The 16,798-nt window shown below is 74.1% G+C and carries 15 protein-coding genes; 9 read left to right on the forward strand and 6 right to left on the reverse strand.

The genetic code is table 11. From position 1 onward, the window contains the following. Positions 1 to 2: 2 nt before the first annotated feature. On the reverse strand, positions 3 to 1,223 hold the full coding sequence (locus tag IF23_RS0111245) for a styrene monooxygenase/indole monooxygenase family protein (protein ID WP_030282471.1): 1,221 nt from the start codon (positions 1,221 to 1,223) through the stop codon (positions 3 to 5). A 517-nt stretch (positions 1,224 to 1,740) separates the two neighbouring features. On the opposite strand from IF23_RS0111245, the gene IF23_RS0111255 reads away from it, so the two are divergent. Continuing rightward, on the forward strand, positions 1,741 to 2,739 hold the full coding sequence (locus tag IF23_RS0111255) for an AraC family transcriptional regulator (RefSeq protein ID WP_030282475.1): 999 nt from the start codon (positions 1,741 to 1,743) through the stop codon (positions 2,737 to 2,739). A gap of 117 nt (positions 2,740 to 2,856) precedes the next feature. Continuing rightward, complete coding sequence (locus tag IF23_RS0111260; RefSeq protein WP_030282477.1) at positions 2,857 to 4,401, forward strand: FMN-binding glutamate synthase family protein; 1,545 nt, start codon at positions 2,857 to 2,859, stop codon at positions 4,399 to 4,401. A gap of 91 nt (positions 4,402 to 4,492) precedes the next feature. Here the strand turns inward: IF23_RS0111260 and IF23_RS0111265 are convergent, their stop codons facing one another. Further along, entirely contained in the window at positions 4,493 to 5,284 is a 792-nt protein-coding gene (locus IF23_RS0111265) for an SDR family NAD(P)-dependent oxidoreductase (RefSeq protein WP_030282478.1), read from the reverse strand. 87 nt (positions 5,285 to 5,371) lie between these two features. Here IF23_RS0111265 and IF23_RS0111270 point away from each other — a divergent pair, with 87 nt between their 5' ends. Further along, complete coding sequence (locus IF23_RS0111270; protein ID WP_030282485.1) at positions 5,372 to 6,223, forward strand: helix-turn-helix transcriptional regulator; 852 nt, start codon at positions 5,372 to 5,374, stop codon at positions 6,221 to 6,223. 27 nt (positions 6,224 to 6,250) lie between these two features. Here IF23_RS0111270 and IF23_RS0111275 read toward each other — a convergent pair whose 3' ends face one another. Further along, entirely contained in the window at positions 6,251 to 6,874 is a 624-nt protein-coding gene (locus tag IF23_RS0111275) for a hypothetical protein (RefSeq protein ID WP_157848001.1), read from the reverse strand. A gap of 192 nt (positions 6,875 to 7,066) precedes the next feature. On the opposite strand from IF23_RS0111275, the gene IF23_RS0111280 reads away from it, so the two are divergent. Then, complete coding sequence (locus tag IF23_RS0111280; RefSeq protein ID WP_030282488.1) at positions 7,067 to 8,569, forward strand: PucR family transcriptional regulator; 1,503 nt, start codon at positions 7,067 to 7,069, stop codon at positions 8,567 to 8,569. Between the two features lie 12 nt (positions 8,570 to 8,581). On the opposite strand, the gene IF23_RS0111285 is transcribed toward IF23_RS0111280, so the two are convergent. Continuing rightward, the gene (locus IF23_RS0111285) at positions 8,582 to 9,760 is read right to left on the reverse strand and encodes a CaiB/BaiF CoA transferase family protein (RefSeq protein ID WP_030282489.1); all 1,179 of its coding nucleotides are present in this window, start codon (positions 9,758 to 9,760) and stop codon (positions 8,582 to 8,584) included. A gap of 212 nt (positions 9,761 to 9,972) precedes the next feature. Here IF23_RS0111285 and IF23_RS0111290 point away from each other — a divergent pair, with 212 nt between their 5' ends. The 4 genes from IF23_RS0111290 (at position 9,973) to IF23_RS0111305 (ending at position 13,451) form a co-directional block, all read left to right on the forward strand. Further along, positions 9,973 to 11,136: an acyl-CoA dehydrogenase family protein gene (locus tag IF23_RS0111290; protein WP_051739502.1), complete on the forward strand. Its 1,164-nt coding sequence runs from the start codon at positions 9,973 to 9,975 to the stop codon at positions 11,134 to 11,136. Positions 11,137 to 11,315: 179 nt separating this feature from the next. Further along, positions 11,316 to 11,948: a hypothetical protein gene (locus tag IF23_RS34875; protein WP_245654950.1), complete on the forward strand. Its 633-nt coding sequence runs from the start codon at positions 11,316 to 11,318 to the stop codon at positions 11,946 to 11,948. 66 nt (positions 11,949 to 12,014) lie between these two features. After that, positions 12,015 to 12,863: a hypothetical protein gene (locus IF23_RS0111300; RefSeq protein ID WP_030282494.1), complete on the forward strand. Its 849-nt coding sequence runs from the start codon at positions 12,015 to 12,017 to the stop codon at positions 12,861 to 12,863. 66 nt (positions 12,864 to 12,929) lie between these two features. Further along, positions 12,930 to 13,451, forward strand: a complete 522-nt coding sequence (locus tag IF23_RS0111305; RefSeq protein WP_030282496.1) for an AAA family ATPase — start codon at positions 12,930 to 12,932, stop codon at positions 13,449 to 13,451. 22 nt (positions 13,452 to 13,473) lie between these two features. Here IF23_RS0111305 and IF23_RS0111310 read toward each other — a convergent pair whose 3' ends face one another. Then, positions 13,474 to 14,889: an aldehyde dehydrogenase family protein gene (locus tag IF23_RS0111310; protein WP_030282498.1), complete on the reverse strand. Its 1,416-nt coding sequence runs from the start codon at positions 14,887 to 14,889 to the stop codon at positions 13,474 to 13,476. Positions 14,890 to 14,947: 58 nt separating this feature from the next. On the opposite strand from IF23_RS0111310, the gene IF23_RS0111315 reads away from it, so the two are divergent. Beyond that, positions 14,948 to 15,583: a TetR/AcrR family transcriptional regulator gene (locus IF23_RS0111315; RefSeq protein WP_030282500.1), complete on the forward strand. Its 636-nt coding sequence runs from the start codon at positions 14,948 to 14,950 to the stop codon at positions 15,581 to 15,583. Between the two features lie 31 nt (positions 15,584 to 15,614). Here IF23_RS0111315 and IF23_RS0111320 read toward each other — a convergent pair whose 3' ends face one another. Next, positions 15,615 to 16,793 (reverse strand): MBL fold metallo-hydrolase, encoded by a 1,179-nt coding sequence (locus IF23_RS0111320; protein WP_078653916.1) that lies wholly within the window; start codon positions 16,791 to 16,793, stop codon positions 15,615 to 15,617. Positions 16,794 to 16,798 lie beyond the last annotated feature (5 nt).

Genomic DNA, 16,798 nt, shown 5'->3' on the forward strand with positions numbered 1-16,798 from the left:
GGTCAGGAGCTGACCGCGGCCAGGTAGTTCTGCGCGGCGACCGGGTCCATGAACCAGTGGAAGAAGTCGCGCGGGTCGTCGAAGCCGTTGACGAAACGAGAGGCGATCCGGGGGTTGACGCTCGCCGCGCCGAACAGCTCCAGGACGTGCTGCGGCGGGGCGCCCAGCATCGCGTTGGTCCACGCGGTCGCGGACTGCGCGTTGTCCCAGAAGCGGCCGAACGCCAGCTCCATGAAGGCGGCGTCGTACGGACGGTCGCCGTGGTCGAGGATGCTGGCCAGGTACGAGGCCGCGCACTTCGAGGCGTTGTTGGAGCCCTGGCCGGTGACCGGGTCGTTGAGGACCAGCACATCGGCGAGGCCGAGCACCCGCGCGCCCGAGGGCAGCGTGGCGACGGGCCTGCGGACGGTCGGCGCGAAGCGGCCCGCGAGGGTGCCGTGGGCGTCGGTGAGCGCCAGATCGGTGCAGCGCTCGGCCTCCCACGGGACGTACGTCCGCAGCAGCTCCTGGAACGTCGCCAGCTGCTGTTCGGGGGCGAGCCCGTCGAAACGGTCGAGCGGGCCGCCCGGGATGCCCTCGAAGAACATGATGTCGCAGGGGCCGGTGGTGGTGAGGCTGGGCATGGTGAAGTACTCGCCCACCCCCGGGATGACGTTGAAGCTGACGCCGGTGCGGTGCGGCAGCGGCACCATGCCGGTGACGTACGTCAGGGCCAGCGCGCGCTGCGGGGCGGCGAACGGGGAGCGCCGCGCGTCCCGCTCGAACAGCCCGGAGATCGCGCCCTTCCCGGCCGCGACGACCACCAGGTCGGACTCGGCGGCGTACCGCTCCAGGTCCGCGATACCGGCCTCGCGGATGTCGAGACGGCCACCGCGGCGGGCGAACTCGCCCATCCACAGCGGCATCTTGACGCGCTGGTCGATGGAGCGCGCGGTGGCGTCCAGCCGGGCGTCGAAGGAGAGGGCGCGGCCGCCCTGGCCGTCGGCGATGTTCACGCCGAGACCGGCGATGGCCGGGCAGGCGTCGCCCCAGAAGTCGAGGCCGAGGTTGCGCTCGTGGGCCAGCGCGGTGCCGAACATCGCCTGGCTGGACATGACCCGGCCCTCGCGGATCTGGTCACCGGTGCGGTTGGAGACGACGGTGACGTCGTAACCGTGGTCGAGCAGCCCGATACCGAGCTGCAGCCCGGCCTGACCGGCTCCGACGATGGTGATCTTGCGCATGAGTGGGACCTCCGGGGGTTCGGATGATGCGGTGGTGAAGGGTGCCGTACGAGGCCGTGCGGGGGAAGGCGCGGCGACGCGGCGGCGGTGGGGACGGTGGTGCGGAGGACGGCTGCCCGCCGGCGGGGGGTCCGGCGGGCAGCCGCGGGAAGCCGGATCACCCGTGGGACCAGGGGAGAGGTCCGGGCACCCGGCCGGTTACAGGGGCCCGTCCGACGCGGCGGACCGGGACGGCAGGGGTGCGGCGGGGCGCGGGGGCTCGGCCCCGTCCGCTCCGGCGGAACCGGCGGCGCCCGCGCGTGGGGCGCGCGGCGTACCTGCGGCGGGGCGGACGCCGGTCACGGCGCCGCCCGTGTCGAGCACGGTCCGGCCCGGCACTCCCTGCATCGTTGATTCCCTGGTCTCTTTCTCGGATCCGCGGCGGTCGGGGATCCACCTTGGTATGGCAAGATCGTCTGCGCTATCCCGATCACGCGGGTCGCTGTCCCGATCGCGCATCTCAGCGGTGGAGGTTGACGTGCCCGCCGACGAGCCCCCGCTCGCAAATCACCAGCTCTTCCACACAGCAGACATCTGGGAAGCCCGCGCCGAGGTCGGCCGCGCCTTCTGCCCGCACGACCTGCGCATCGTGCAGCGCTCGGCGACGCTCGACGCCCGGCTGCACGGCACCCCCTTCGACCGCACCGGCCTGTACTACCTCGACTACGGAACGGAGGTCCGGATCACCCCGGGTGATCTGGAGAGCTTCTTCCTGGTCCAGATACCGCTCGCCGGATACGCGGAGATCACCTGCGGCCGTGAGGAGATCATCTCCTCGCCGGAACTCGCCTCCGTCCCCTCACCCGCCGGGAAGCTCGACATGCGCTGGGGCGGCGGCAACCCGCAGCTGATCGTCTGGCTCGACCGGGCGGCCATGGAGGCACACCTGGGCAGCCTGCTCGGCCGCACCGTGCGCCGCCCGATCTCCTTCTCGCTCGGTATGAACCTCACCACACCCGGCTCCCGCTCCTGGCTCAACATCGTCGACCTCATGCGCCGCGAGGCGGAGGACCCGGGCGGGATGACCGACCGGCCGATCGTGACGAAACAGCTCGAATCGCTGCTGATGACCCAGTTGCTGATGGCCCAGCCGCACAACTACACCCCGGCGCTCCACGGCGAACAGCCCCGCGTCGCCCCGCCCGCGGTCCGCCGCGCCATGGAGACCATCGAGGCGCACGCCGCCGAGCCGCTGACCGTCGCCGAGATCGCGGAGTGCGTCGGCGTCGGCGTCCGGGCCCTCCAGGAGGGCTTCCGCCGCCATCTCGACACCACCCCCCTCGCCTACCTCCGCGAGGTCCGCCTCGACCACGTACGCAAGGAACTCCGGGCCGGTGCCCCCGGCACCACCACCGTCACCGCCGTCGCCGCCCGCTGGGGCTTTCTGCACCCCGGGCGCTTCTCGGTGGCCTACCGTCGGCAGTTCGGGGAGTCGCCGTCGGAGACGTTGCGGCGGTCCGGGGCCCTGCGGCCCTGACCGGACGACGCCCTACTATCGTTCGACCTTTCGCGGCGGGCACCGCGCCCGCCCTCCATCCGCCGCCCCACGCTCCACGCCCCGACGGGGGAGCCGGGCACCGAGAGAGGAACGTCCATGCGCGCCCGGAGCATCGGCGCGGTCGCCGCCACCGCAGTGGCAGTGGTGGCCGCCCGTGACCTCATGCAGAAGAAGCACGCACTGCTCAGGAACTTCCCGGTGATCGGGCACGCCCGGTACCTGCTGGAGACGATCGGGCCGGAGCTGCGGCAGTACATAGTCACCTCCAACGACGAGGAACGCCCGTTCAGCCGCGACCAGCGCACCTGGATCTACGCGTCGTCGAAGGGCGAGAACAACTACTTCGGCTTCGGCACCGACAACGACGTCGAGCACATGCAGGGGCACGCCTACGTCAAGCAGCGCACCTTCGCGGGCGCCCTGCCCGACCTGCACGACCCGCAGGTCCCGCTGCCCTCGGCCAAGGTGCTGGGCGGACCGCGCGGCCGGGCCAAGGCGTTCCGCCCGGCGAGTGTGGTGAACATCTCCGCGATGAGCTTCGGCTCGCTCTCCGGCGCGGCGATCACCGCGCTCAACGAGGGCGCGGGGCTGGCCGGGACGATGCAGAACACCGGTGAGGGCGGCCTCTCGCCGTACCACCGCAACGGCGGCGACCTCATCCTCCAGATCGGCACCTCGTACTTCGGCTGCCGCAACGACGACGGCACCTTCAACCTCGACAAGCTCAAGGAGGTGGTCGCCGGTGCCCCCGTCAAGGCGCTGGAGATCAAGCTCTCCCAGGGCGCCAAGCCGGGGCTCGGCGGGATGCTGCCGGGCGCGAAGGTGACGCCGGAGATCGCCGGGATCCGCGGCATCCCGGTCGGCGAGGACTGCGCCTCGCCCTCCCGGCACACCGCCTTCCACGACGTCGACTCGATGCTGGACTTCGTCGAACTGCTCGCCGCCGAGACCGGGCTGCCGGTCGGCATCAAGAGCGCCGTCGGCGAGATGGAGTTCTGGCAGGAGCTGGCCGCGCTGATGGCGCGCGGTGACCGCGGCGTCGACTTCATCACGGTCGACGGCGGCGAGGGCGGCACCGGCGCGGCGCCGCTGATCTTCTCCGACTCGGTGTCGCTGCCGTTCCGGATGGGCTTCTCCCGCGTCTACGGCACCTTCGCCGAGCGGGGGCTGACCGACGACATCACCTTCATCGGCTCCGGCAAGCTCGGTCTGCCCGAGAACGCCGCCGTCGCCTTCGCCCTGGGCGTCGACATGATCAACGTCGCCCGGGAGGCGATGCTGTCCATCGGCTGCATCCAGGCGCAGAAGTGCCACACCGACAAGTGCCCCACCGGCATCGCCACCCAGGACCCGTGGCTGATGCGCGGCCTCGACCCGGCGTCGAAGGCCACCCGCGCCGCCGTCTACCTGCGCACCCTGCGCAAGGAGCTGATGAAGGTCTCGTCCGCCGTCGGCGTCGCCCACCCGGCGCTCCTCACCGCCGCCGACATCGAGATCATGAACGGCGACTACGAGGCCCGCACCCTGGCCGGGGTCTACGGCTACAAGGACGGCTGGGGCGAGCTGGGCCCGCGCCTGGCCGAGGAGATCACGACCCTGATGACGACCGGGGCGCAGCCGTCCGGGACGCCGGAGGTCTGACCCCGCCCGGCCGCTCCCGCCGGTGGCCCGGCTCCGTACCGCACGGAGCCGGGCCACCGGCGCGTCGAGGCGGCCCGGCGCCCGCGCCGTCTCAGGCCCGCATCCCGCCGTCCACCCGGAGCACCGTGCCCGTGACGTAGGAGGCGCGGTCGCTCAGCAGCCACGCCGCGGCCTGCGCGACCTCCTCCGGATCGGCGGCCCGGCCCAGCGGGGTCAGGGAGTTGAGCCGGGCGACGGTGCCCGGGGACTCCGCGTCCCACTCCCGCAGCATCTCGGTGAGCGTGGTGCCCGGCGCGACCGCGTTGACCCGGATGCCCTCCGGCCCGTACGTGGCGGCCGCCGACGCGGTCAGGCTGTTGACCGCCGCCTTCGCCGCCCCGTACCCGGGCAGCTCCGGGTTGGCCATCAGGCTGCCGACGCTGGAGGTGTTGACGATCGCACCGCGCCCGGCGGTGGCGCGGATCGCGGCGATCTCCGCGGCCATGGCCACCCACACGCCCTTGAAGGTGACGGCCGAGACGGCGTCGAACTCCTCCTCCGCCAACCGGTCCAGCGGACCGGGCCGCTGGCCCGCCGCACCGTTGTTGAAGGCCACGTCGAGCCGTCCGTACCGCTCCACGGCCCGGTCGACGGCGGCCCGGACGTCCGCCGGGTCGGCCAGATCGCACCGGACGTGTTCCGCGGCGCCGCCCGCCGCGCGGATCTCCCCGGCCACCGCCGCGAGCTGATCGGTACTGCGGGCCGCGAGGACGACCCGGGCGCCTTCCCGGGCGAAGAGCCGGGCCGCCGCCGCGCCGATACCGCGGCCGGCCCCCGTGACGAAGGCGACCTTGTCCGCGAGGAGACCGGAAGCCGGGGGAGAGAGTGAGGTGGTGTGGTTCATGCCGACGAGCCTGACCCCGGCGGCCCGGCCCGGCCAGGCACCGGTGGTACCTGGCTGGGCGGACCGCCGCCCGCGCACACTGGACGGGTGGACCGACAAGAACTGGCAGGTTTCCTGCGCAGCCGACGCGAACGCCTGCTCCCCGCCACCGTGGGCCTGCCCGCGGGGCCGCGCCGCCGCACCCCGGGGCTGCGCCGCGAGGAGGTGGCGCAGCTCGCCTTCATCTCGACCGAGTACTACACCCGGCTCGAACAGGCCCGTGCCCCCTCCCCGTCCCGCGAGGTGCTGGCCCAGCTCGCCCGCGCGCTGCGGCTGACGGACGCCGAACGCGACCACCTCCACCACCTCGCGGGCTCCCCGCCGGGACCGCCGCCCGGGCCGTCGCGGGAGGTGCGGCAGAGCCTCGTCGACCTGCTCGCCCGGCTGCCGGAGACCGCCGCGCTGGTCCTCTCGGCGACCTACGACGTCCTCGCCTGGAACGGTCTGGCCGCCGCCCTGATGGAGGACTTCTCCGCCCTGCCGCGCCGCGACCGCAACCTCCTGCGGCGCGCCTTCCTCGGCCCGCACCCCGAGGGGCGGCGGCTGTACGGCCTCGGGGACACCGGCAGCTTCGCCCGGACCGCGGCCCAGCACCTGCGGACCGCCGCGGCGCGCTACCCCGACGCCCCGGAGGTGACCGGCCTGGTCCGTGAACTCCGCGACCACAGCGCGGAGTTCGCCCGGATCTGGGCGGCCCACGACGTCGCCGCCCGGCCCGCCACCTGCGCCGCCTTCGCCCACCCGCTCGTCGGACCGGTCCAGGTCACCTGCGACATCCTGGACATCGCCGACCGCGACCAGCGCGTCCTGCTCTACTCCGCCGTCCCCGGCTCCCCTTCGCAGGAGTCGCTGCGGCTGCTGTCGGTCCTCGGCACCCAGCGGCTGGACGTACCGGGCTGAGCGGCCCGGCGACCGCGGGAGCGGCCTTCAGGTCTGCGACGTGTTGCCGGCGCGCAGCGCGAAGCCGCCGACGTACCACTTCCCGTCGACCTTGACGACGTGCACCTTCGCCGAGAAGTCCTTCTCGTCCACACCGTGCGAACGGGACAGGATGATCGCCCGCAGCGGTGTGCCGTCCACGACGATCCTGGCCGTCGGGACGACCGCCCGGTCGCCCTCGGGGGTGGGCGCGTTGGCCCGCACCCGCGGCTTCCCGGAGGCGTCCGGCGGGGTGAACGCCTCGCTCATGGAGGTCAGCCCGGGGGCCATCTTCTCCAGCGTCGCCGCATCGCACCGCGCGGGGACCGCCTTCGCCGAGGGCGCGTCGCCGCCCGGCGCGACGGAGAGCAGACAGGCCCGCCGCGCGTCCTTCGCGATGACCGCGCTCACCCAGGCACCCACCGTGGCGGCCACCGAGGACTGCTCGCCCCGCGGCGCCCCGTCGTCGCCCGCCGACGGCCCGCCGGGGCTGCCCGAGGAAGCGGCGCCGGGGGCGGGGCTGCCGCGGTCCGACGAGCCACCGCCGGAGCACCCCGCCAGCAGCGGCGCCGCCACCAGCGTGACCGCCGCGGCCCAGCTCATGACCCTCGTGCCGGATTCCCGTCGTGCCATGACGTTCCCCTCTGTCTGCGTACGTGGTGTCCTGCCCGGATCCTTGACGTCCCGCCCGGCAATCACGCAGCCGCGACCGGAACGGTTGCGCGGCCCACCGCGACGCGGCCGAACGCCGCCTCCGGCGCACCGGGAGCCAGCCGGTCAGGGGCCCGTTCCGGCGCCGTCCCCGCCCTGGTGCACAATCGCCGCGTGTCTGTCTCCCTCGCCGATCTGCTCGCCGAACCGACCCTGCGGCTGCGGGCGCTGAGCAGCCACTGCCACGACGCCGACCGGCGCATCGACTGGGTCTCCACGACGGAACTGCCCGATCCGCTGCCGTTCCTGCGTGGCGGCGAACTGGTGATGACCACGGGCATGCTGGAGCGCGACGGCGCCGGATGGGCCCGGCTCGTCGAACGGCTGGCGGAACTCCCGGTCGCCGCGCTCTGCTTCGGCACCGGACTGGTGCACCAGGAGGTGCCGCCCGCCGTCGTCGAGACCGCCGAGCGCGCCGGGCTGGCGCTCGTCGGCTCCCCGGTCGAGGTGCCGTTCGTCCAGATCAGCCGCCGGGTCGCCGACCGGATCTTCGCGGAGCGGTACGACGCGGTGCGATCGGCCGCCGCTCTCCAGGACCAACTGGTCCGCGAACTCCTCTCCGGCCACGGGCTGCGCGGGATGCTCCGGCGGCTCCACCGGGAGCTGGGCGCGGGCCCGGTGGCGGTGGTCGAACCCGGCGGCCGCGTCCTGGCCCGCCACCCCGCCCCGTCCCGCCGCCCGGACACCCGCCCCGCGGCGGACGGCCGGACCCCCGAGAGCGCGGGAACGTCCGTACCGGTCCTGGTGGACGGCGTACCCGTCGCGGAGCTGCGCACCGGCCGCCCCACCCCGCGGCACGACATCCTCTCCTTCGCCACCAGCATCCTCGGCCTCGAGGTGGCCCGCCATCAGGCCGTGCTCACCGGACGGCGGGAACTGCTCGGCCAGGTCCTGGAGGACGTCCTGCACCGTACGGTCCCCGACGGCGACGCCCGCCGCCGTCTCGCCTCCTACGGGCTCACCGCGGACGGCCCCCACACGGTCGTCGTCGCCCGGGTCGGCGGCGACCCCGCGCGGCTGCGCAGCCTGCCGTGGACCCTGGGCCCGCTCCTGGAACGGGCCCACGACCGGCTGCCCACCGCGCTGGTCGACGACGCGGTGATGGTCGTCGTACCGGACGCCGTCGACGCGGGCGCCGCCGCCGCGACGGTCGCGGCACACCTGAGCGTGGTGGACCCGCGGGTCCGCGTCGGGGTGGGGGAGCCGCGGCGCGGGGTGACCGGGCTGCGGCTCGGCTACTTCGAGGCCCGCCAGGCCGCCCGGTCCGGGCCCGGTGTGCACCGGGCGGCGCCGCTGAGCATCGCCGGTCTGCTGATGGGCAATCTGGACCTGCCGCTGCGGGAGTTGGGCCACGCGGTGCTCGCCCCGCTGCTCCACCACGACGAGGCCCACCGCGCCGCACTCGTCCCCACCCTGCGGTCCTACCTCTCCCACGACTGCTCGCCCGCCGCCACCGCCCGCGCGCTGACCCTGCACCGCAACAGCCTGCGCTACCGGCTCCGGCTCATCGAGCAGCTCACCGCCCGCGACCTCACCCGCCTCGCCGACCGTATGGAGCTGTGGCTCGCCCTGACCGCCCTGGACGCCGACCCGGCGGGGGCACCGGGGGAGGAGTGACGGGGCGCCGGGTCACCCGGCTCCGTCCCCCGCCAGCCACTCCGCGACGACCTCCTCGGCGTGCTCCCCGAGCGCCGGACTCGGGGCCGTCGGCGCGGGCGCCTGCGCGGCGGCGTCCGGGTCCGGCGCCGCGTCCCCGAAGTGCGCCGGTTGCCGCAGAAACGGGGTGCGGCCCAGGACCGGATGGTCGAACTCGCCGATCAGACCGCGCCGCCGGATCTGGTCGCTCCGTACCGCGTCGGTCAGCTCCCAGATCGGGGCGGCGGGCACGCCCGCCGCCCGGGCGAGTTCCAGGGCCTGTTCCGTGGTGACGCCGGTGGACCACTCCTCGGTGATCTCCCGGACCTGCTCGACATGGCGCGAGCGGGCGGTGTCGTCGCCGAACCGCGGGTCGCACGGCAGCTCGGGCCGCCCCACCAGCGTGGCGAACCGCGCGAACACCGCATCGCTCGCCACCGCGATCGCCACCAGCCCGTCGGCGGTGCGGTAGGTGTCGAACGGGGCGGAGACCGGATGCCGGTTGCCGACCCGCCCCGGCAGCCCGCCGGTCGCCGTCAGCAGACTCCACGCGGTCACCTGCAACGACACCAGCGAGTCGAGCATGGCCACATCGATGTGCCGCCCCCGGCCGCTGCGCTCCCGGTCGTACAGCGCCGTGCCGACGGCCCAGGAGGTGAACAGCCCGGCCAGCAGGTCACCGACCGACTCGCCCACCCGCGTCGGCGGCCCGTCCGGCGTGCCCGTCCCGGCCATCAGCCCGGACATCGCCTGCACGATCAGGTCGTACGCCGGGTGCTCCCGCATCGGACCGCTCTGTCCGAAACCCGAGATGCTCGCGTAGACCAGGCGCGGGTTGACCGCCGCGAGCGCCGCGTGGTCGATGCCCAGCCGCTGGGTGACGCCGGGGCGGAAGTTCTCGACGAAGACGTCCGCGCGGGCGGCCAGCCGCAGCAGCAGCGCATGGTCGTCGGGGTTCTTCAGATCGAGGGCGATGCTCCGCTTCCCGCGGTTGAGCTGCGCGAAGTAGACGCTCTCGCCCTCCCGGAACGGCCCGAGGTGGCGGGCGTCGTCACCGGCGGGCGGCTCGACCTTGACCACGTCCGCCCCCAGATCCGCCAGCAGCGCGGTGCAGTACGGGCCCGCCAGCACCCGGCTCAGGTCCAGCACCCGCAGCCCTCGGAGAACCGTCATCGCTTTCTGCCCTTCGGTCGGTGGATCACATCCGGCCTGCGGAACGTATGCGGGCGCCCACCGGGGCGTCGATGTGCGCCCGCACGGACATCGCGCCGATCACGGTGCACCCGCACATTGGCACGGCGCCTCGCCGTACGCCGGAATGGACCCGGGCCGCACCACCGGTGCCCCCGCTCCCCGCCGATCCCGCACCCGTGAAGGACGCCGTCATGACGGACCACGCCACCACGCCGTATCTGCTGCCCGCGATGTACGACGAGTTCCGCGCCGCGGCCCGCGCCGTCGCCGAGAAGGAGTTGCGCCCCCGGGCCGCGGAGGTCGATGCGCGCGGCGGCTTCCCGCACGACAACTACGCGACGCTCACCGCCGCCGGGCTGCACGCGCCCGGCATCCCCGAGGAGTACGGCGGCGACGGGGTCGACGCCCTCGCCGCCGCCATCGCCGTCGAGGAGGTCGCCCGCGTCTGCGCCTCGTCCTCCACCGTCCAGACCTCCAACAAGCTCGGCGTCGTCCCGCTGCTGCTCGCCGGGACCGAGGAGCAGCGGCGCCGGTATCTGCCCGAGGTCGCCGCGGGCGCGGCGCTGATGGCGTACGCGATCAGCGAGCGGGAGGCGGGCAGCGATGTCGCCGCGATGCGCTGCCGGGCGGTCGCCGACGGCGACGGCTGGGTGCTGGACGGCGTGAAGACCTGGATCACCTCCGCCGGGGTCGCGCAATACCTCATCGTCTTCGCGGTCACCGACCCCGACGCCGGATCCCGCGGCATCTCCGCCTTCGTCGTCCACGCCGACGACCCCGGCATCGGCTACGGCGAGCCCGAACGCAAGATGGGCCTGAAGGGCTCGGTCACCCGCGAGGTGTACTTCGACGGCTGCCGGATCCCCGCCGACCGCCTCCTCGGCGAGCGCGGCAGGGGGCTGCGGGTGGCGCTGGGCACCCTCGACCACACCCGCGTCTCGGTCGGCGCCCAGGCCCTCGGCATCGCCCAGGGAGCGCTCGACACGGCGGTCGGCCATGTACGGGAGCGACGGCAGTTCGGCAAGGCCCTCGCCGACTTCCAGGGCGTCCAGTTCATGCTCGCCGACATGGGGATGAAGGTGGAGTCGGCCCGGCAGCTGGTCTACGCCGCCGCGGCCCGCAGCTGCGTGGGCGCCGCCGATCTGACGTACTTCGGCGCGGCGGCCAAGTGCCTGGCCTCCGACGTCGCCATGGCGGTGACGACCGACGCGGTGCAACTGCTCGGCGGCTACGGCTACACCCAGGACTTCCCCGCCGAGCGGATGATGCGCGATGCGAAGATCACCCAGATCTACGAGGGCACCAACCAGATCCAGCGGATCGTGATGGCCCGCGAACTGCTGCGGACGCGGTAGCGGACCCGGAAGACCCACGACGCGGAACGGTGCGTCCGTACCGTCCCCAACGGCGCCGACCGGAGGCCCGGTTCATCACTTCGGTGGATTTCCCCCGGCGCTTCTGGTCGGCCGCGACCGGCCGCCTCGAAACTGGTACGGGATGTCGGGATCACCTGATCCGACCAGGTGTGTCCCGCATGCACAGAAGGGGGAAAGCGATCCGTAACGGAAGATTTCACCTCAGTGTTCTGGCCGTACTCGCCTCGCTGGCCGTCGCGGGCGCGGCGGCACCGGCGACCTCCGCGTCCGCCCGCGGCGCCCACACACCGGGAGGGTTCGCGCCGCAGGCCGCCGCGGACGCGGTGCCGGGCGTCGCACCGCCCGGCGCCGGGGCGACCGCGGTCTATCTGGACGGCGCCGGTCACGCGATGGACACACCCGGAGCCGAGCGCGCGGACCTGCCCTGGGAGGCCGTGGCGTTCGGCTGCACCCCGGTCAGCGGACGGGACAACCCACACCGTTCCGGCACCGGCGTGGCGGCCTCCGGACACGGCTGGTGGAAGAAGGGCAACTGCAGCAACGACCGGGCCAAGGTGTTCAACTGCCTGTACGAGTGGTATACGGACAACAGCTGGCGCCAGCAGGCGTGTTCCGCGACCGAGACGCTCAAGCCCGGCGGCGGGAGCACCCACCGCACGGCGGCCCGGCGCGACTGCCGTGACACCCGGCGGACGTCCTGGCGCAACCATGTGGACGTCGATGTGATCGGCGAGATCGACACCGCCGAGAAGCCGATGAACCAGGCCGATGTGGACTGCCGGGTGTACTGAGAGAACGGACACGGCCTGCCTTCCGGGGCAGGCCGTGGAGACCGCAGCGGAACCACGGAGGACGATGTGCCGGAGCAGGACGCCACCGCACACCCCGGCATCGCGCCCACGGGCCACCGCACCGCGGGCACCCTCTTCGCCGCCCTCTACGGCGAGCTGATCCCGCACCCCTGGCACGACCCCGAGCACGACGCCTACCAACTCTTCCATCAGCGCTCCCTCGCCATGGGCTGGCTCGACGACCGGTCCGGCGTCGCCGCGGAGGCGGACCCCGGGCGCCGCGCGGCCGTCGCCGCGGGGCTGTGGGCCATGAACGACGCCGGTTGGAGCCATCCGGGCGCCGCCCCCGAGCCGCCGCTGATCGCGTGGTTCCAGGTCGAGGCCGGTGCGGTCGCGGCGGACCGGCCGCTGCCCGTACAGCCGTTCCTGCGCTGCGCCGAGGACACGACGGCGCGGATCGGTACGGTGCGGCTCTCCGCGGTGCAGCTCCTGCTGCCGCTCCAGGGGCTCGACCCCGCGGCGCGCCCGCCCTCCGCGCAGCTGCCGTCGCTGCAGACGGCCGACTGGTTCGGCGCGTGCGGCCCACGGTCGCGGACGCCGGTGACGGTCCGCATCGACAGCGGCCGCTCCCCGTCGCTCCCCGCGGTCGCGCCACAACTCGTCCAGCGCCTCGGCCGGTGGGAGCAGAGCGTCTTTGCGTACGGAGCGAGCGACCTCGTGGCAGTGGGCGGGGCGCCGGTGCCGCCGTTCGACGACAGCTTCTGGAACGGTCCGCCGGGGCACGGTGTGACGCTCACCGGCGACCTCGTGGAGTGGTCGGGCGAGGCGGTCGGGTGGCTCGCCGAGGCGGTCGCCGACTCCGCCGCCGCCCTCGGTGTCCGGACGCCGCTGCTCGTCACCGTCACCCGGAGCTGAGCCGCGCGGATCCCCGCGCACCGCGGAGCCTGCCGCCGCGGCCCGTCCCGCGCTAGCGTCGGGCCCATGATCGTATGGCTCAACGGCACCCACGGGGTGGGCAAGACGACGACCGGCGCACTCGTGCAGCAGTTGATCCCGGACTCCCGGGTCCTCGACGCCGAGAAGGTCGGGGTGACCCTGATGGACATCACGCCGGGGCTGCCCTGGACGGGCAACTTCCAGCACTGGCCGCCGTGGCGCCCGCTCGTCGTCGAGACCGCCCGTCAGGTCCTCGACTACGCCGGTGGCACGCTGGTGATGCCGATGACCGTGCTGGTCGAGGCGTACTGGCGGGAGATCAGCGAGGGCCTTGCCCAGCACGGCATCCCCGTACGGCACTTCGTCCTCCACGCCGACGAGAAGACCCTCCGCGGCCGTATCGCGGGGGACACCGTGCTCGGTCCCGACTCGCCCTTCCGCCTCGGCCATCTGGAGCCGTACGCCGAGGCGGCCCGCACCTGGCTGCACGACGCGGCCGAGGTCGTCGACACCACGCACCGCACGCCCGCCGAGGCCGCCGCGCAGATCGCGGCGGCCGTCGGCTGAGCGGCCGGACGCGGCGCCGCGGTCACAGGAAGCGGCGCAGGATGCGGGACTTCCGGGCGGTGAAGGGCGGGTAGACCAGGCGCAGCGGGTCGGCGCGGAGCGGCTTGTCGAGGACGGCCTTGGTGTGGCTGAAGGTGTCGAGCGAGTGCTCGCCGTGGTAGCCGCCCTGACCGCTCTCGCCGACACCGCCGAACGGCAGCCCGGGGACGGTGAGATGGGCGGTGGGGATGCCGAAGGAGAGGGCGCCCGAGGACGTCTCGGTCGTCAGCCGCCGCCTGGTGGTGGGGGAGTCCGTGAAGGCGTACAGGGCCAGGGGTTTGTCGCGGACGGTGAGGAAGGCGAGGGCGGCGTCCAGATCGGGGACCCGGACGATCGGCAGGATCGGCCCGAAGATCTCCTCGCGCATCACCGGCGCGTCCGGGTCCACATCGGCGAGGACGGTCGGGGCGAGGTAGCGGCGGTCCCGGTCGTGGTCGCCGCCGGTGACGATCCGGCCGTCCGTGAGGAGCGCGGTGAGCCGGTCGTGGTGCCGCCCGTTGACGATCCGGCCGTAGTCGGCGCTCCGTGCCGGGTCGGGGCCGTACATCTCCCGGATCGCGGCGGTCAGATGGGGTTCCAGGGCTGGCCCCGCCTCCCCGACGGCGAGGACGTAGTCGGGGGCGACGCAGGTCTGACCGGCGTTCATGAACTTGCCCCAGACGATCCGGCGGGCGGCGGTCGCCAGATCGGTGTCCGGCTCCACGAGGGCCGGGCTCTTCCCGCCCAGCTCCAGGGTGACCGGGGTGAGATGGCGGGCCGCGGCGGCCATGACGATCCGGCCGACCGTGCCGTTGCCGGTGTAGAAGACATGGTCGAAGCGGTGTTCCAGCAGGGCCGTGGTCTCCGGCACACCGCCCTCGACGACGGCCACGGCCCGCGGGTCCAGGGCCTGCGGCAGCCGTTCGGCGAGCAGGGCGGAGGTGGCCGGGGCGAGTTCGCTGGGCTTGACCACCGCGGTGTTGCCCGCGGCCAGGGCGCCGACCAGCGGTGACAGGGCCAGTTGGAGCGGGTAGTTCCAGGGGCTGATGATCAGGACGGTGCCGAGCGGTTCGCGCACCGTACGGGCCCGGGCGGGCCGCAGCGCGAGGGGCACCGGGACGCGCCGCGGGCGCAGCCACCGGTCGAGATGGCGCAGGGTGTGGTCGATCTCGTGGCGGGTGAACCCAATCTCGGTGGTGTACGCCTCGGTGGCGCTCTTGCCGAGGTCGGCGTGGAGCGCGGCGGTGCACGCGTCCTCCTCCTCGACCAGCAGCCGCCGCAGGGCGCGCAGCTGGGCCTTGCGCCAGGCCAGGGGCTTGGTGCGGCCGGTGGCGAAGGTGGCGTGCAGCCGGGCGACGGTGGCTGCCGCGTCGGCCGTCGGGGCGGGCGCGGGCTCGGCGGTCTGCGGGGAAGCGGTCATGGCGGCGAGCATAAACGAAACGAAATGCTTTCGTTTCGTTTTCCGCTAGGGTCATGGCATGACCCGCACCACGCCCCCCGCTCCACAGCCCGCGCCCCGCCGGGGCCGTCCCCGTGACGCCGCCCGGGACCGGGCCCTGCTGGCGGCCACCCTGGCCGTCCTCGCCGAGAGCGGCTACGGCGGACTGACCACCGCCGCGGTGGCCGCCCGCGCGGGCGTCTCCACCGCGACCCTCTACCGGCGCTGGTCCTGCAAGGAGGACCTGGTGGTCGCCGCGGCCGCCACCTTCGCCGAGGACCCCTACGGGCCCCCGGACACCGGCAGCCTCGAAGGCGATCTGCGGGTGGTGCTCCGCGACAAGGCCGCCGCCGTGACCGGCGAGGGCGGCCGGTTGATGCGGGCCCTGATCGGCGAGGCGGCGCGGAACACCGCGCTGGCCCAGGCGCTCACCTCGGCCTTCCTGGAACCGGTCCACCGCCGGGTGGCCGAGGTCGTACGGAGCGCCGCCGAACGCGGGGAGATCCCGCCGGTCGAGGACGCCGACCTGCTCGGGGAGGTGGTGGTCGGCCCCGTGATCAGCAGGTTCTTCCTCACGCCCCGGCCGCCGGACCAGGTCGACGCGGCCACCGCACAGGAGCTGGCCGACCGCTTCCTGCCCTTCGCCCTGCGCGCGGTCGGCGGACGGCCCGCCTGACCCGGGGCGTACGGCGCGCGGCTGCCGCGGGTCACCGCCGGGTCAGCGGGATCCGGTCCAGGTCGTCGCCGACCACCACCCGGCCGTCGAAACCCCGTTGGGCCCGGCGCCGCCAGGAGTCGTGCGGGACCTGGAAGGTGTCCGGCGGCGCGAAGTGGGTGAGGACCAGGGTCGACACCCCGCAGCGCCGGGCCAGCGGTCCGACCTTGGTGACATCGGTGTGCGCCGCCGCCATGTGGTGCAGCAGCGCTTCGCCGTATCCGGTGCCGTTGCGGTAGAAGTCGAGGTCGATCACCTCGTGGACGAGGAGGTCGGCGCCCCGGGCCAGCCGGACCATGTTGGCGGTCGGCGCGGTGTCCCCGGAGAAGACCACCGAGCCGTCCGGGGTGTCGAAGCGGTACGCGAAGCACGGGAAGACCAGCCCGTGGGGGACGAGAACCGCGCTGACGCGGACCGTCCCGTCGTCCATGACGAGGAAGGGTTCCATCTCCGGCGCGGTGTTCCCGAGCGGATCGGCGCCCGTCCCGGGCGGCAGCGGTATCTCGTGGACGTCGATATGGGTGTGCGGGTCAGCGGTGCCGGACTCGCGCATGAAGATGTTGCTGCTGTACGCGGTGGCTTCGAGGGACTTCTCCGTCAGGGTCCGCAGCCCCGGCGTCGGATCGGCCGGGCAGACCGTCCCCACCGGCCCGCCGCCGTAGGCGTCCGGCAGCGCGCCCGCCGGACCGGGCCCGTAGGCGTCGAACGGCGACCGCACCCCGTCCGCCCTGCCGCTCGCGCCGTGCGCGGCGAGCAGGACGAAGTTGGCGTAGTCGGCGAGGTGGTCGATGTGCAGATGGGTGACGAAGACCGCGGCCAGGTCCTGGAAGCGCAGCCCGCTCCGGCCGTACTGGGTGACGGCGGAGCGCCCGCAGTCGACGACGTACACCTTCCCGCGGACGGAGAGCGCGGAGGCGGTGCCCGCCCGGGTGGTGACCGGCGGGGGACCACCGGCGGTGCCGAGCAGGAGGAGTTCGGTGCCCGCCCGGGAGGGAGGCGACGGCGGCTCGGTGGCCCGGGCCGGGTCCGCGCCGAGGACGGTCCCGCCCGTGGCGAGGGCCGCGGCCGAGGCGCCGAGCAGCCGACGGCGGGAGAGCGGGCCGTCCGCGGTGCGGGGCCCGTCCTCGCCGGACGGTGCGGAAGAGTCACGGCGGCGCTGGGCAGGCGTCATGGACG

The sequence above is a fragment of the Streptomyces catenulae genome (genome assembly GCF_000718015.1).
GTDB lineage: Bacteria > Actinomycetota > Actinomycetes > Streptomycetales > Streptomycetaceae > Streptomyces > Streptomyces catenulae.

Coding starts and splice junctions, on each gene's coding strand:
- IF23_RS34875 (WP_245654950.1), top strand. CDS start 11,316: ATGCACAGAAGGGGGAAAGCGATCCGTAACGGAAGATTTCACCTCAGT.
- IF23_RS0111245 (WP_030282471.1), bottom strand. CDS start 1,223: ATGCGCAAGATCACCATCGTCGGAGCCGGTCAGGCCGGGCTGCAGCTC.
- IF23_RS0111315 (WP_030282500.1), top strand. CDS start 14,948: ATGACCCGCACCACGCCCCCCGCTCCACAGCCCGCGCCCCGCCGGGGC.
- IF23_RS0111310 (WP_030282498.1), bottom strand. CDS start 14,889: ATGACCGCTTCCCCGCAGACCGCCGAGCCCGCGCCCGCCCCGACGGCC.
- IF23_RS0111285 (WP_030282489.1), bottom strand. CDS start 9,760: ATGACGGTTCTCCGAGGGCTGCGGGTGCTGGACCTGAGCCGGGTGCTG.
- IF23_RS0111320 (WP_078653916.1), bottom strand. CDS start 16,793: ATGACGCCTGCCCAGCGCCGCCGTGACTCTTCCGCACCGTCCGGCGAG.
- IF23_RS0111260 (WP_030282477.1), top strand. CDS start 2,857: ATGCGCGCCCGGAGCATCGGCGCGGTCGCCGCCACCGCAGTGGCAGTG.
- IF23_RS0111275 (WP_157848001.1), bottom strand. CDS start 6,874: ATGGCACGACGGGAATCCGGCACGAGGGTCATGAGCTGGGCCGCGGCG.
- IF23_RS0111305 (WP_030282496.1), top strand. CDS start 12,930: ATGATCGTATGGCTCAACGGCACCCACGGGGTGGGCAAGACGACGACC.
- IF23_RS0111290 (WP_051739502.1), top strand. CDS start 9,973: ATGACGGACCACGCCACCACGCCGTATCTGCTGCCCGCGATGTACGAC.
- IF23_RS0111265 (WP_030282478.1), bottom strand. CDS start 5,284: ATGAACCACACCACCTCACTCTCTCCCCCGGCTTCCGGTCTCCTCGCG.